At 65.6% G+C, this 14,341-nt stretch carries 11 protein-coding genes and 1 tRNA gene; 2 read left to right on the top strand and 10 right to left on the bottom strand.

Annotated elements, in window-relative coordinates:
- Position 1: 1 nt before the first annotated feature.
- Complete coding sequence (locus ACFQB0_RS02330; RefSeq protein WP_386727101.1) at positions 2-4,327, bottom strand: glycosyl hydrolase family 95 catalytic domain-containing protein; 4,326 nt, start codon at positions 4,325-4,327, stop codon at positions 2-4.
- A 297-nt stretch (positions 4,328-4,624) separates the two neighbouring features.
- On the opposite strand from ACFQB0_RS02330, the gene ACFQB0_RS02325 reads away from it, so the two are divergent.
- The gene (locus ACFQB0_RS02325) at positions 4,625-4,780 is read left to right on the top strand and encodes a hypothetical protein (RefSeq protein ID WP_386727098.1); all 156 of its coding nucleotides are present in this window, start codon (positions 4,625-4,627) and stop codon (positions 4,778-4,780) included.
- A 66-nt stretch (positions 4,781-4,846) separates the two neighbouring features.
- On the opposite strand, the gene ACFQB0_RS02320 is transcribed toward ACFQB0_RS02325, so the two are convergent.
- The 9 genes from ACFQB0_RS02320 to ACFQB0_RS02280 all read right to left on the bottom strand — a co-directional run bounded on the left by ACFQB0_RS02320 (position 4,847) and on the right by ACFQB0_RS02280 (position 12,905).
- Positions 4,847-4,920 (bottom strand) — tRNA-Leu (locus tag ACFQB0_RS02320).
- 43 nt (positions 4,921-4,963) lie between these two features.
- Positions 4,964-6,403, bottom strand: coding sequence for an NAD(P)/FAD-dependent oxidoreductase (locus ACFQB0_RS02315; RefSeq protein ID WP_386727096.1), 1,440 nt, complete (start codon positions 6,401-6,403; stop codon positions 4,964-4,966).
- Between the two features lie 43 nt (positions 6,404-6,446).
- Complete coding sequence (locus tag ACFQB0_RS02310) at positions 6,447-7,715, bottom strand: S8 family peptidase (protein ID WP_386727093.1); 1,269 nt, start codon at positions 7,713-7,715, stop codon at positions 6,447-6,449.
- Entirely contained in the window at positions 7,712-8,257 is a 546-nt protein-coding gene (locus ACFQB0_RS02305; protein ID WP_386727090.1) for a DUF501 domain-containing protein, read from the bottom strand. Before ACFQB0_RS02305 ends, ACFQB0_RS02310 begins: the two co-directional genes overlap by 4 nt.
- Entirely contained in the window at positions 8,254-8,736 is a 483-nt protein-coding gene (locus ACFQB0_RS02300) for an FtsB family cell division protein (protein WP_386727088.1), read from the bottom strand. Before ACFQB0_RS02300 ends, ACFQB0_RS02305 begins: the two co-directional genes overlap by 4 nt.
- Before the next feature lie 46 nt (positions 8,737-8,782).
- A complete protein-coding gene (gene eno / locus ACFQB0_RS02295) occupies positions 8,783-10,063 on the bottom strand; it encodes a phosphopyruvate hydratase (RefSeq protein WP_386727085.1) in 1,281 nt (426 codons plus the stop codon).
- 99 nt (positions 10,064-10,162) lie between these two features.
- On the bottom strand, positions 10,163-11,410 hold the full coding sequence (hisS, locus tag ACFQB0_RS02290; protein ID WP_386727082.1) for a histidine--tRNA ligase: 1,248 nt from the start codon (positions 11,408-11,410) through the stop codon (positions 10,163-10,165).
- Between the two features lie 116 nt (positions 11,411-11,526).
- Positions 11,527-12,057: a ferritin gene (locus ACFQB0_RS02285; protein ID WP_386727079.1), complete on the bottom strand. Its 531-nt coding sequence runs from the start codon at positions 12,055-12,057 to the stop codon at positions 11,527-11,529.
- Between the two features lie 122 nt (positions 12,058-12,179).
- A complete protein-coding gene (locus tag ACFQB0_RS02280) occupies positions 12,180-12,905 on the bottom strand; it encodes a MazG family protein (RefSeq protein WP_386727076.1) in 726 nt (241 codons plus the stop codon).
- 107 nt (positions 12,906-13,012) lie between these two features.
- On the opposite strand from ACFQB0_RS02280, the gene ACFQB0_RS02275 reads away from it, so the two are divergent.
- Complete coding sequence (locus ACFQB0_RS02275; RefSeq protein ID WP_386727073.1) at positions 13,013-14,242, top strand: Na+/H+ antiporter NhaA; 1,230 nt, start codon at positions 13,013-13,015, stop codon at positions 14,240-14,242.
- Positions 14,243-14,341 lie beyond the last annotated feature (99 nt).

Below are 14,341 nucleotides of genomic sequence, written 5' to 3'. Positions count from 1 at the left end.
TTTAGTTGCCGCAGTTCGCGACGGGAGTGGAGACGACAGACTTCGCGGTCATCTCGGTGCCGTTGACGGTCGCCTTATACTCGACGGTCGCCTCGCCAGCTTCGACCGTCGAGGAACGAACGGTGAAGACGGCCAGCTTCCTCTTCCCGGGTTGGATCCTCGGGAGAGACTTGGAGCCGTACGCGGTCTTCACCTCTGCAGAGACCGGAACGTCGTCGTTGTTGGTCACTCGAATGCTGAGGGCCACACGGTTGCCGACGCAGCGGGCCTGAGCGGAAGACTCGACATCCAGGACGCGAGGCAGGACCACTGACGCTTCCGCGGAGGTGTTCCCCGCGTTGTCAGTCGCTCTGTAGTAGATCTCCTGCATGGTGGTGTCCGCGACGATCGGCTCGCCATAGTTTCTCCAGCCGCCCTCGCCGATGCGGTATTCCGTCAGGTGCAGTCCTGACCCGCCGCTGTCGGCCGCGGTCAGGGTCACGGCGCGGCCGTCTACCGTCGCTTCGACGGTTGGTGCGGAAGCGTCGACCTTCACGACCTGTCGTCCGACGGCCGAGAAGCCGCCATTCGCTGAGAATGCTCGGTGTTCTACTGTCGTCTCGCCCTCGGCCAGCGCGACCGGCTCAACCCAGTTCGTCCACCCGCCGTCGTTGAGCCGGTACTCGATTGTCTCGGCTCCTTCCGCCGTCAGTGTGAGTGCTGCGCCGGCTCCGTGCCACCCGTCGTCGCCTTGCTCAGATACGGCGACCTGCACCTCTCCGCCGGTGTACTTAGGGGCTTCGCGAGTTCCCAGGAGCTCCAGTTCCCAGATCGAGGGGCTGCGTGTGCCCGCGGGTGAGAAGGTGAATCGCAGCTGCTCCGTACCGGGAGCACTGACGCTCACCCAGGTTTTCAGGTTGTTGCCGCTCGCACCCGTGCCCATCTGTGTGCTCGCGGCGACCTGCCTCCAGTTCGCGCCGTCGAACGCTTCGATCTTGTACGCCTTCGATCGCGACGCGAACGAGGTTCCACCGTCTACAAATTCGGCGATTCCCACGAGTCCGACATTGGCGGGCTGGGCAAGTGCGACCGTCACGACCAAGTCACCGGTGGAGTCGTCGGCATAGGCGAAGCGGGTCGACTGATTTCCGTCCACCATGTTCGCGGCCTGGTACGGGGCGCTGTGCGGGGTTTTGTCGGCGGCGGCAGTTGCCCCGGCCGCGACGTTGACGGTGGGCGAACCGGTCGCTTCCATCTCCCACAGTGTCACGCCGCGCTGTCCGGGTTCCCGAGGCGTGAAGGTGACTCTCAGCTGCCGGGCCACTGCGTTGACGGGTATGTCGTGGACGAACATGGAGTCCGAAGCTCGTTCGGGGTTGGTCACGGTACCCTCGGCAACACGTGCCCAGCTGGTGCCGTTATACGCCTCGACGAAGTAGGAAGCCGCCCGAGAGGCCGTCTCGGCGTTGCCGACAAACTCGCGGACCGTGAGGTCGCCCACCCGGATCGCATCCTGAAGGTCAACCGTCACCGTCAGATCTGCGCTTACCGAGTCCTGGTATGCGAAACGTGTTGCGTCGTCCCCGTCCACGATGTTCTTCGCGGGGTATGCCGCAAGCGACGGATGGTTGGTCGTGACAGGCTTTCCCGCCAGCAGGTTCGCGCCTGGCGTGATCTGCACGGACACGGGGCCCGCCTTGCTCAGGATGCCGTTGTCGTCGATGGTTCGAACCTTGAATGTCGTCTGCTCCGACTCCGCGCTGGCGGTGTAGGTGAAGGACGTACCGGTGACCGTGCCGACCAGCTGGTACGACGGCGCACTGCCCTCTGCCACGTAGACGTTGTAGCGGCCTGCCCCGGCGGCACCGGTCCAGGTCAGACGGTAGGTGCTCTCATCCATTGCAACGACGCGCAGATCAGTCGGCGCGACCGGCGCGACGTCCGGCGTGATTCCCGAGATGCGATACTGCTCACCCGGCTGCGTGTCGAACGTGACGACATCACGACCTTCGCTCGAGTACGAGACGGCCGTGCCATCGCTGATGCGGACAATACTCACCGCGGAGGCCGCGAGTCCGGGGTACTTGACGCTGGCCGAGTTTCCCGCCTTGGAGTCGACAGTGAACGAAGTGGCCTTCCCATCAGCCCACTCCGCCCCAACGACGAACCCGCCGCGAGCTGTGAGACCCTCATACGATCCGGTGCCCCAGTCCTTTGACAAGGCGGCAAGTGGTTCGAGGTAGCCTGCGCCACTTTGAAGGAGCATCTCGGCCACGCCGTTCGTGCCGCCGAAGTTCGCGTCGATCTGGAACGGAGGATGGGTCGCCCACAAATTGGGCAAGGTGCTGGCCCCGATCAGGTTCTTCAACAGTGCGTGCGCCCGGTCGCCGTCCTTCGCGCGCGCCCAGAGGTTGATCTTGGCGGCCTTTGCCCACCCGGTGCCACCGTCGCCGCGGCCGTTGAGCGTTACCCGTGCCGCGTCCATCCATGCGTCGGTGGTGTCGTTGATAGTGGTGCCGGGATGCAAACCCACCAGCTGTGAGATGTGTCGGTGCTGCGCTTCTCCGATCTGCCCGTAAGTCTGCTCTTCGCGGAACTCTTTCACCTGTCCAGAACGGCCGACGATCACCGGCTCGAGTCGGTCCACCTTCGCAGCGAGCGCGTCAAGTTCAGCGCTTTTATATCCGAGCTTCTCCGCCCACTCAAGAAGCGCGACGAGGTTGGCATGCACCATCTGTTGATCGAACGCCGCGCCAACGGTCTGATAGTACTTCCCGCCGTGCTCTTGCTCAGGAGACGCCGAGTCCTCAACTAGCCATGTTCCGTCGTAATCCTTCAGAGTCTTATCAAGGAATCGGGCCATCTCAAGAAGTCGGGGGTAGCCGAGCTCTTCCGCGAACTTCAGATCCTGGGTGTAGTCCATGTAGTCGTGGAAGAGCAGCGAGGTGAATCCACCGGTGCCGGGACCCGAGTGGCTGTCAGGGTTAGGGGCCATCACCCAATACGGGTCGACACCCGTTCCGACCGCCCACCCGTTCTGCCCATTCGGCGCCTTCGCGGCTGGGTTCACTGCCTGGATGTACGAGTCGGCTCCGCGGCGTGCCGCGTCCATGTATGCGGTGCTGAAGTCGGCGTAGGGGAGGAATGTCTCTGCGAGGTTCGTGGTGAATGACGGCCAGCTGTTCATCTGCTGGTTGATGTTGTGCCACATTCCCGATCCCCACGGGGCGCTGTCGTACGCGTTCCAGATGCCCTGGAGGTTGTTCGGCAAAGCACCTTCTCGCGACGATGAGATCAGCAGGTAGCGTCCATGCTGGAAGAACAACTCCTCGAGATACGCTCGAGCGGACGCGCTGGCCGACGTGGCATAGGCCTTGACGAGTTCGTCCGTGGTGACCGCTGGGGCGGAGCCTCCCAGATCGAGGCGGACACGGTCGAAAAGCTCCTGGTAGTCGACGAGGTGCCGCTGGCGAAGGTCGTCGACCGACCGCTGAGCGGCTGCGGCGATGAGGGCGGAGACCTTCTCGTGCGGGTGCGGGTTTCCTGCAAGCTTCTCTGCGTTCGACGCGGTGAAGGACTCAGGGCGGAGAACGTAGTTCGTGCCCACCGCCAGCAGAACGGTTGCGCTGTTCGCACCGGTCACCGTGAGCTCGCCACGTCCGTCGACCGTGGCGGTGCTGAGGGTTCCACCGTCCGGCATGACCTTGTACTGGCCCTCGTAGTCGATCCCGTAGTGGCTGAGCCTTCCCCCCACGGTCACGGTGTCACCGTCAGCGGTCACTGTGCCGGTCTTGGCCATCTTGTCGGCTGGATACTTATTGAAGGATTTGATGTACGGCGTTTGCGGCTTCAGTGTGAACGACAGCGCTCCCGGCTCTGACGCTGTAAAGCGCATCACGAGAACGTTGTCGGGATGGCTGGCGAAGTACTCGCGTTCATATGTCACATCACCGCGCACGTACTCGACATGGGAAGTCGCGGTCGCGATGTCGAGGTCGCGCTCGTAGTTGCTGGTGGACGCATCATGTTTGAAATCGATGTACGTCTCCACGAAGTTGTTCATACCACTGTCCCCAAACAGCTGGGGACCGGTGGTGCCCGGCTCGACCCGCGCCGAGTTGTACGCGTTGCGGAAGCTGTTCTCGGTGATCTGGATGCGTTCCGTCTCAACCCCGCCGAACACGCTCGCGCCGAAGTGCCCGTTACCCAGCGGAAGCGACCAGTCCTCCCAGCTCGTCTCCAGATCCTGAGAAGTCCAGTCGCTCTTGCCAAGCGACTGCGGCGTCTGACTCATCGGAGCGGGCTCGTCGTACCAGAGACGCAGCGCATCGCTCGACACTTCGGCCATCGCTACGGAGGGTACGGTCAACACCGCCCCTACCAGCGCGGCTCCCAAGATCAGGGCGGTATTGCGTACCCAAGACGGCGCGTTGGTTCGCCGGCGTAGGAGTTCGCTCGGGTAGCTCGTACGTGACGGCATCGCCAGCTCCTCTTTGAGTGGTCGGCCTGTAACAGGCGAAAGAATCGAAACCGATTGGTAGGATGATTCGCATCAGAATTGCATGAATGCTCGATTCACGCAAGAACCCAGGCAAAACTCATCGGATGTCTCATGCCACCTTCATCGGCGCCGACAGCAAGGCCGATGAGTACCAGAAAGGCTTCGAACCAGGGGGCGCACAGGGTCGAGCTGTGCAACCAGCACGTCGATGAGGACGAGGGGCTGCGCGTCGAGAACAACCGTCCATTCGAGATGCCGCTCGACCCCGAGGTCAACGCCAACGCCCTCACCTGGCATTAGACACCGACAAGGCCCGAACCCCAGCCCTTGAATCCAAGGGCCAAGGTTCGAGCCTTGTGCCTTGGGTGCCCCCGCAGGGACTCGAACCCTGACTTGAACGATTTTAAGTCGTCTGCCTCTGCCGATTGGGCTACGGGGGCGGTGCCGAGCAGGCTCCGCCGAGTCTAGCCCGGGCGGTCACGACTAGCTCGCCGCGACGGTCTCTACAGCGACCTTCGGCTCGACGGGTGCCGCCGCAGACCCAGCCTTGCGACGGACGGGTGCCTTGGCCGGAGCCTTCTGCACAGGTGCGGCCTCGACGGTCGGCTTCGGGCGCGAGGCGAACTCCTCGAAAGCGGCACGCGGCTGCTCGACGGCCGCGAGCGAGGCGATGTCCCGGCCGAGGAAGAAGTTGTTCACCCAGCCCCAGATGACCCGGAGCTTGCGCTCCCAGCTCGGCATCGCGAGACCGTGGTAGCCGCGGTGCGCGAACCAGGCCGGCAGCCCCGTGATCGCGAGCCTGCCCGACTGGAACACACCGTAGCCGATACCGAGGCCCGCGACGGCGCCCATGTTCTTGTGCACGTATTCCTTGGGGCCCTCACCGCGCAGGACCGCGACGATGTTCTTGGCGAGAAGCTTGCCCTGGCGGACGGCATGCTGCGCGTTCGGCACGCAGTAGCCACCGACTCCACCACCGGACAGGTCGGGGATGGCGGTTATGTCGCCGGCTCCCCAGGCGTCCGGCACGAACTCGTCTTCAGTGCCGACGCGCAGATCGGCACGCACCTGGAGCCGGCCCCGCTCCTCGACGGGCAGATCGGAGCCGCGCACGACACCCGGGTTCGCCATGACGCCGGCAGTCCACACGATGAGATCGGTCTCAAAGCTCTCACCCGTCGACAGCTCGATCCTGCCGCCGACCGCGGAGGTGAGCTGGGTGTCGAGGTGCACCTCGGCGCCACGCTGGGCGAGGTTCTTGAGCACCCAATGGCTGGTCGGCAGCGACACCTCGGGCATGATGCGCCCCATCGCCTCGATGAGGTGGAAGTGAGTGTCCTCGAAACTGAGCTCCGGGTAAGACTTGATCAGAGCGCTCGCGAAGGAGCGGAGCTCGGCGAAGATCTCGATGCCGGCGAAGCCGCCGCCGATCACGACAAAAGTCAGGAGGCGGTCGCGCTCCGGCCCGGCCTGCAATCCGGCCGCCTTGTCGAAATTGGTGAGCACGCGGTTGCGGATCGCGACCGCTTCCTCGATGGTCTTGAGGCCGATGGCCTCGTCGGCGACACCGGGGATGGGGAAGGTGCGCGACACAGCGCCGGCGGTGACGACGACGATGTCGTAGTCGAAGGTGTATGGCTCACCGACGGGAGGCGTGATCGTCGCCTGCTTGGAGGCGTGATCGATTCCGGTGACCTTCGCGGTGATGATGTTCGTCTTCTTGAGGTGCCGACGGTGCGCGACGACGGAGTGCCGCGGCTCGATCGATCCGGCCGCGACCTCTGGCAGGAACGGCTGATACGTCATATACGGCAGCGGATCGACGACGGTGACGTCGGCCTCGCCTGCGCGCAGCCATTTCTCGAGCTTCCACGCGGTATAGAAACCGGCGTAGCCGCCACCGACGATGAGGATTTTGGGCACGGTTAAAGATCTCCTACATGATCACAGATGTGCGAACAATGTACTACTTGCGCAGCACTCGCCTGAAATGCCGTGTGGCCCCTATGCCCAGCAGCGCGACAAGACTACCAAATCCCACGAGCACGGCGAGCGGGATCGTCACGTAGGTCAACGTCCAGCTATTGGGCAGGATCGATGCGAGCGTGTCCTTCCTGTCGGCTGGCGGGTCTGGTGCGGGAGTGATCGGCGGCTGGGTCGACGGCGGCAGTGCACCAGGGGCGGAGTCCGCGCGGCGATGCAGGTGGATCCAGTCCTTGAGCAACGTCAGGGGGTCGGATGTCGCCGCCGCGACATCCGCGGTCACCGCAGCCGCCGCGTCGATGAGTCCGTTTCCGTAGATCGGGCTGGGAACCTTGTGTCCGTTCGGGTTGGCCGTCGAAACGACCCGATTGATGACCTCTGCGGCGTTGAGCTCCGGATAGGCGGAACGCACGAGGGCGACGAGGCCCGAGACGATCGGGGCGGCAGCGCTCGTGCCGTCCCACTGGACGTATCGCCCGCCGGGCAGTGCGCCGACGAGTTGCTCGCTCGGCGCGGCGACCGAGATCGTGATGCCCTGCGATGAGGCGTTGAAGCTGGCCTGCTTGTTGCGGTCGACACCGCCAACCGTGAGCACGCCGGGGATCGTTGCCGGCGCACCGACCTCGCTCGTCCCGCTTCCCCGGTTTCCGGCGGCCGCGACGACGACGACGTCGTGCTCGAAGGCGTAGAGGAACGCATCGTCCCAGCTCTGCGGCCAGTCCAGGGAGTTGCGGGTGAGCGACATGTTGATCACCCTGGCACCGTTGTCGACGGCCCAGCGCACGGCGCTGGCGATCTGATCATCGTTGCTGACCAGTGAGCCGGTGTTCGAGCCGAACGCGACCGACACGGAGAGCAGTGACGCCTCGGGAGCGACGCCGATCAGGCCGTTCCCTGGTCCGGTGCCCCGACCGGCGAGCAGGGAGCCGACGAGAGTGCCGTGCGTCTGGCCGCCGACCGGAGTCTGCCCGTCTGCGGAGCCGATTCCGGAGACATCCGTGCCGCCGACGACCGCACCGGCAAGATCGGCGACGCTCCCGTCGACTCCCGTGTCGATGACGGCGACCTTCACTCCGGCGCCGCGTGTCGTGCCCCACGCGCTCGTGAACCCGTAATCGTTGAGCCAGTACTCGAGATCCCGCACCTGGTCGGCATGCGCCGGTGGGGCATCGATGACGACGGATCCGAACGCGACTGCCGCGGCGACGCCCACCGCGACACCCGCAGAGACCCGACGCCAGACGCGGATCATACGTCGCCCACCGGGCGCGCGGCGTCGTCGACACCGGGATAATCGAGGCATTCGCAGACGGCGGGCGACCAGACCGAGCGTTGCAGCGTGAGATCGCCGATCGGGTTGACGCCGGGGCCTGCGGCGAGGGCGTGCGCGGCGAGCGCGTGCAGGCACTTGACCCGATCGGGCATGCCACCGGCGGAGAAGTCCTCGATCTCGGGGACGACGGCGACGCTCGACCGATCCGCGAGGTAGGCGTCATGGGCGCGGGCGTAGCTCGCCCGCAGCTCCTCGTCGTCGACCAAGAGCTGGTTGTACTCTGCCATGACCTGGGTGGCCTCGAGATAGGACATCGCGGCCGTCGCGGCCGGATGCGACAGGTAGTACAGGGTCGGGAACGGAGTGCCGTCGCTGAGACGCGGTGCGGTGGCGACGACTGTCGGCGCTCCGCATATGCAGTGGGCGGCGATGCCGATCACGTCGCGCGCCGGCCGCCCGAGCTGTGCGGAGACGATCGCGATGTCGCGTGCGCTGACGGCGCCGAACGGCGGAGTGGTCATTGCTGTGCACCTTCTGCGAGGCCCGCCGTCATCGCGGAGACGAACATCGACTGTAGCCAATCCACCTGAGTGTTCTGGATGTCCTTGCTCACGGGTGCGGTATCGCTCTCGACGGGAGCGGCCAGGTCGTTGATGACGAGAAAGCTGATCTCACCGGGCATGGCGTAGTAGAGCCTCTCACGCGCCTGGGTGACGACATAGGTCTTGTCGTTCCAACGCTCGCGTTCGACGGTGAGCGTGTCGACCTCGTTCTGCTGCTTCCGCACGGAATCCTGAAGCATGGCGATCTGCTGACGCTGCTCGACGTAGACACGCAGGCTCGGGGCGAGCACGACGACGGCGAGCACGAGGATGCCCATCATGATGAGCGAGAACCCCGAGAATCGGATGCCGCGCAGCCAGCCGCTCGTCGCGCTCTCCCCGGGGCCCATGGCCACCGGAACACGCTTCGCGCGCACCTTCGCAGAGGTGTGAGACATATGCCCGTCCCTCCATTCCGGATGCTGGCTGCGCGGCGTCCCGGCGCTAGGCCGAGAAACGCGGGAACGCACCGCGACCAGCGTAGACCGCCGCGTCGCCCAGCTCTTCTTCGATCCTCAGCAATTGATTGTACTTAGCGACGCGCTCGCTGCGAGCAGGCGCTCCGGTCTTGATCTGACCGCAGTCCGTCGCGACGGCGAGGTCGGCGATCGTGGTGTCCTCGGTCTCGCCGGAGCGGTGCGAGAGGATCGCGCTGTAGCCGCTGCGCTGGGCGAGCGCCACGGCGTCGAGGGTCTCCGTGAGGGTGCCGATCTGGTTGACCTTGACGAGCAGGGAGTTCGCGGCGCCGCGCGAGATGCCGTCGGCCAGGCGCGCGGGGTTCGTCACGAACAGGTCGTCGCCGACGATCTGGACCTTGCCGCCGAGCTCCGGGGTGAGGTGAGCGTAGCCTGCCCAGTCATCCTCGGCGAGGGGGTCCTCGATCGTGACAAGCGGGTAGCTCGCCACGAGGTCGGCGTAGTACGCGGTGAACTGCTCGGCGTTCAGCTTCTGCCCCTCGAAGTGGTAGACGCCGTCCTCGTAGAACTCGGTGGATGCGACATCCAGGCCAAGTGCGATGTCGGTGCCGACCGTGAAACCGGCCTTGCCGATCGCCTCGACGATGAAGTCGAGCGCGGCCTTGCTGTTGGCGATGTCGGGGGCGAAGCCGCCCTCGTCCCCGAGACCTGTCGCGAGGCCGTTGGCCTTGAGCAAGCCTTTGAGCGCGTGATAGGTCTCGACTCCCCAACGAAGGGCCTCTCCAAACGACTCGGCGCCGATCGGCAGGATCATGAACTCTTGCGTGTCGATGCCGTTGTCGGCGTGCGCACCGCCGTTGATGATGTTCATGAGTGGAACGGGCAGCGTGTGGGCGTTCGGTCCGCCGACATAGCGGAACAGCGGCAGGTCGAGCGAGTCGGCCGAGGCCTTCGCCACGGCGAGGCTCACGCCGAGGATGGCGTTGGCGCCGAGGCGGCTCTTGTTCTCGGTTCCGTCGAGGGCGATGAGTGTGGCGTCGAGCACGCGCTGTTCGGTGGACTCGAGGCCCTCGATCTCGTCGGCGATCTCACCGATGACGGCGTCGACGGCCTTGAGCACGCCCTTGCCGCCGTAACGCTTCGGGTCGCCGTCACGCAGCTCGTACGCCTCGAACGCCCCGGTGGAGGCACCGGATGGGACGCCGGCACGGGCGACCGTGCCATCTTCGAGGAGCACCTCGACCTCGACGGTCGGGTTGCCCCGGGAGTCCAGAATTTCGCGAGCGCCTACAGCCTCGATGAGAGCCACAACTATCTCCTAATAGGAAGGTGAAAGGGGAGTGGAAAACAGCGTCGTGATCCGCAGCCAGTCTAGTGATCGGGACTGTCGATCGCGGCGCCACGGCGGTCAGCCGAGCGGCTTGATGTCGAGGGAGGCGGCATCGACGATGTCGGCGTTCACGAAGGCGAATCCGTCGAAGCCGTCCGCCTCTGCCCGCTCGAGCAGGGCTTTGAGGTTCTTGGAGCGCTTCTCGAGCCGCACGCGCCGCCCTTCGCGCACAAGGTGCGATTTGAGAGCGACGAGGGCTGCCGCATCGGCGTCTTTGTCGTGCACGAGCACGACGGCGCCGCTCCTCCGCACCGCATCAGCCGGAAGCAGGTCGACGATGCGCTCGAAGCCGATCGAGAAACCGCAGGCGGGAACGTCCGTGCCGAGGAATCGACCGATCATCCCGTCGTAGCGTCCGCCTCCACCGAGCGAGTAGCCGAGGTCGGCGTGCGCGATCTCGAAGATCGTGCCCGTGTAGTAGCCCATTCCTCGCACGAGCGTGGGGTCGAAGACGAGTTCCACCTGCGGGACAGCGGCACGCAGTGCGAGCAGTTCAGCATAGGCGTCGCGATCGAGCCAGGGCAGCGGGTCGGCCGAACCCCATCCACCATCCGCGACAGCACCAAGCGTCTCGGCGAAGCCTTCGGTCTGCAGGCCCAGTCCGCCGAGCTCTGCGACGACGCCGCCGGCGCCGATCTTGTCGAGCTTGTCGATCGTGATGAGCGCCCGTTCGTGCAGTTCGGCTGGAATCCCCCAGAACTCGAGCAGCCCGGTGAGGATTCTGCGGTCGTTGATGCGGATGCGACAACCCGCGAGTCCGAGCGCGTCGAGCGTCGCAGCCGTCGCGGTGATGAGCTCGATCTCGGCGAGCTGCCCCGCCTCTCCGATCACGTCGATGTCGCACTGCACGAACTGTCGGTAGCGACCCTTCTGGGGGCGCTCGGCGCGCCAGACAGGAGCGATCTGGATGGAACGGAAGACGGGCGGCAGGGTGGCACGGTGCGTCGCATAGAAACGGGCGAGCGGAACCGTGAGGTCGAAGCGGAGGCCTAGATCGGCGAGGGCGAGCACGTCGCCGGCCGCTGCGGCAGCAGCGAGGTCGTCCGCACCGAGACCACGACGCAGCACGGCGAAGGCGAGCTTCTCGTTGTCGCCGCCCATCCCGGAGTGCAGATGTGCCGAGTCCTCCATGACAGGAGTCTCGATCTCGTCGAAGCCGTGGGCGGCATAGCTGCGGCGGATCACACCGAGAGCGTGTTCCCGTGTGGCTTTCTCGGCTGGGAGGAAATCACGCATACCTCTCGGTGGGTTCACAGTCTGGGCCATGCCCCCATTCTTCCAGTTCGCCGCCCCAGGAAATGCTCAGGCCGCGGTCCGCCCCTCGCGCTGCCGACCGGTGTGCGTTCGGAACAGCCGAAGACGGCACCTGCCACACCTGAACCCTAGAGCGCACCACCAGCCGCGGCGGGCGCATCCGCATCGACACCGCCGTCTCCGATGGTCTCCCGGGCGACGAAGTTCTCGATGTCGAAGTAGTTCTCGGCGCGCTGCGCGATCGTGAGGAGCGTCGACATCGAGGCGACCTCCTCAACCTGCTCCTTGAGAAACCAGAGCATCGCCTGCTCACCGAGTGCGTCGCCCTCATGGCGGGCGGCACGGAAGAGCGCCTCGATCTGCGTGGTGACCTGCTTCTCCTGTGCGAGCGCGAGCTCGATGGGCTCGACGACTCCCGAGAAGTCGTTCCTGACCGCCGGAATGCCGGGAATGGCGACGGGAAGTCCCCGGTCGAGGCTGTACTGCACGAGCATCATCGCGTGGTTGCGCTCCTCGAGCGACTGGCGGTAGAAGTGCGCGGCCAGCTGAGGAAGCGACTCGTTGTCGAACCAGACCGCGATGGCGATGTACTGCTGCGACGCGGCGAACTCATTGCCGATCTGGGTGGACAGGAGATCTGTGAAGGAAGTCTCGCTCATGCGTTCGACGCTACACTCCGCCTCCGACGCTCGCCAGACAGGAAAGGCTAGCCTGAAGGGATTCGGCCACTCTCCCGGGTAGCCGGACTCACGCTCGCCTCGCTCGCACACCGCGAACGCGGCTATTCGGGCGGCGCGGTGAAGCCGACGATCCCGGCATCCGCCGCCGCATCCTCGGCCGCCCTGATCTCGGTCTGCAGCTCACGCAGGCTCGCGCGGAGCGCACGTTCCGCGTCGAACCCCTGTGCTTTGGCCGAGGAGACGGTGGACAGCAGCAACGCTCCGAGCTCAGCCTCGCTCGCGACGGGGACGGCCACCTGAGCATCGGTTTCGAGCACACCGATCTTCTGCGCGCGGCCGATGACCTTGTCCGCGAGGGCGAGCGATGGCATTCCGAACGGGATCCCGTCGAGCACGCTCGAGCGGTGCGGCTTCTCCTCGGCTTTGAGCTCGTCCCAGAACGCGACGACATCGTCGGCCGTCGCCGCGGCGCGGTCGCCGAAGACATGCGGATGCCGGCCGATCATCTTGGCCGACATGTGGGCGGCGACATCGTGGATGTCGAAATCCTCACCGGTGGTGTGCGCCGCGATGTCGGCGTGGAAGAGCACCTGGTAGAGCACGTCGCCGAGTTCCTCGATCATCTCGTCGCGGTCGCCGGCCTCGATCGCCTCGATGAGTTCGTGCGTCTCCTCGATGAGGTATTGCACGAGAGAAGCGTGGGTCTGCTCGGCGTCCCATGGACAGCCCCCTGGCGCGCGCAGGGTGCCGACGAGCTGGACGAGCTCGTCGAGCTCAGAGAGTCCGACATCGTCGTGCGAGCCGGCGGAGAAGCTCAGATCGGTCATGCAGACATGCTATGCCGCACCCGTTCCGGCGACGATCCACTCGCTAGACTGATCGAGGTGCGCCGGGAAGCCTGGTCGGCGGGCAGGTCTCCTGTTCTCAACCATCGATGACTCCAGCACAGAAGGAGACACTCCTCATGGGGATCTTGCGCTCCGAGCGCCACGCTGCTCTCCTGCTCCTCCTCGCCGCCGTCTTGGGCCTCGTCCTCGCGAACACCGCGATCGGGCCTGAGCTGAACTCCTTCACGGCGCTGTCTCTCGACATCCCCTGGCTCGACTTCCACCTCTCGATCGACCGCCTCGTCAGCGACGGCCTGCTCGCGATCTTCTTCTTCATCGTCGCGGTCGAGCTCAAACGCGAACTCGTGATCGGAGAGCTCAACGGCATCGGCAAGGCGGCCCTCCCTGCGATCGCGGCTCTCGGGGGCGTCGTCGTGCCCGCCGGCATCTACCTGCTCCTCACAGCCCGCAGCGGTCTCGAAAGCGGATGGCCCGTGCCGACGGCCACCGACATCGCGTTCGCCCTGGGCGTTCTCGCCGTCTTCGGCAGAGGCATCCCCACCCGGGTGCGCGTCTTCCTCATGGCCCTCGCCGTGCTCGACGACCTCGTCGCCATTCTCATCATCGCGTTCTTCTTCACCGTGGATGTGCAGTTCGCCTCCATCGGACTCGCCGCCGTCGCCGCGACGATCTTCGCAGCCCTCAGCCGTCTGGTGAAACCGCGCTCGACGTGGGTCCTGTCCCGACGACCGCAATGGCCGATCATCGTGGCGATGGTCGTTCTCGGACTGCTCACGTGGTTCTTCACCTACCAATCGGGGGTGCATGCGACGGTCGCCGGTGTCGTGCTGGGCCTCGTCGTCGCCCGCAGGCCGGGCGGGCGGGCGGTGCACGTGCTCGAACCGTATTCGAACGGCATCGTGCTCCCCCTCTTCGCCTTCTCAGCCGCGATGGTGACCATCCCGGCGGTCAGCCCGACCGAGCTGAGCCCGGCCTTCTGGGCGATCCTGGTCGCACTTCCCGTCGGCAAGCTCATCGGCATCACCCTCGCAGGCTGGCTCGGCGGCCTCGCCGTGCGCAGACGCATGGGGACGGGGACGGCTCTCACCCTCTCCGATCTGGCCGTGGTGGCCGCTCTCGGCGGGATCGGCTTCACGGTGTCGCTGCTGATGAACGAGCTCGCCTTCGCTTCCGACCAGGGGATCGCCGACGAGGGGACTCTCGCCGTGCTCCTGGGCTCGGCCGTCGCGATCGTGGTCTCCGGCTTCCTCGTAGGCTGGCGCGCGGCCGGATACCGCAGGCTGGCGAAGGCCAGGGCAGCACTGGATGCCGTATGAGCGAACGGGTGTCCGAGCATCTGCGTGCCGAGCTGCGCGAGCGGCGTCTCGACGGCGTCCGCAAGGTTCTGCACACGATCGTTTGGGTGCTGGGGATCT

It is taken from the genome of Luethyella okanaganae (genome assembly GCF_042660285.1).
In the GTDB taxonomy this organism is placed as follows: domain Bacteria; phylum Actinomycetota; class Actinomycetes; order Actinomycetales; family Microbacteriaceae; genus Luethyella; species Luethyella okanaganae.
Note: the sequence above shows the minus strand (reverse complement) of the source record. Positions and strands in the feature narration are given on the sequence as shown.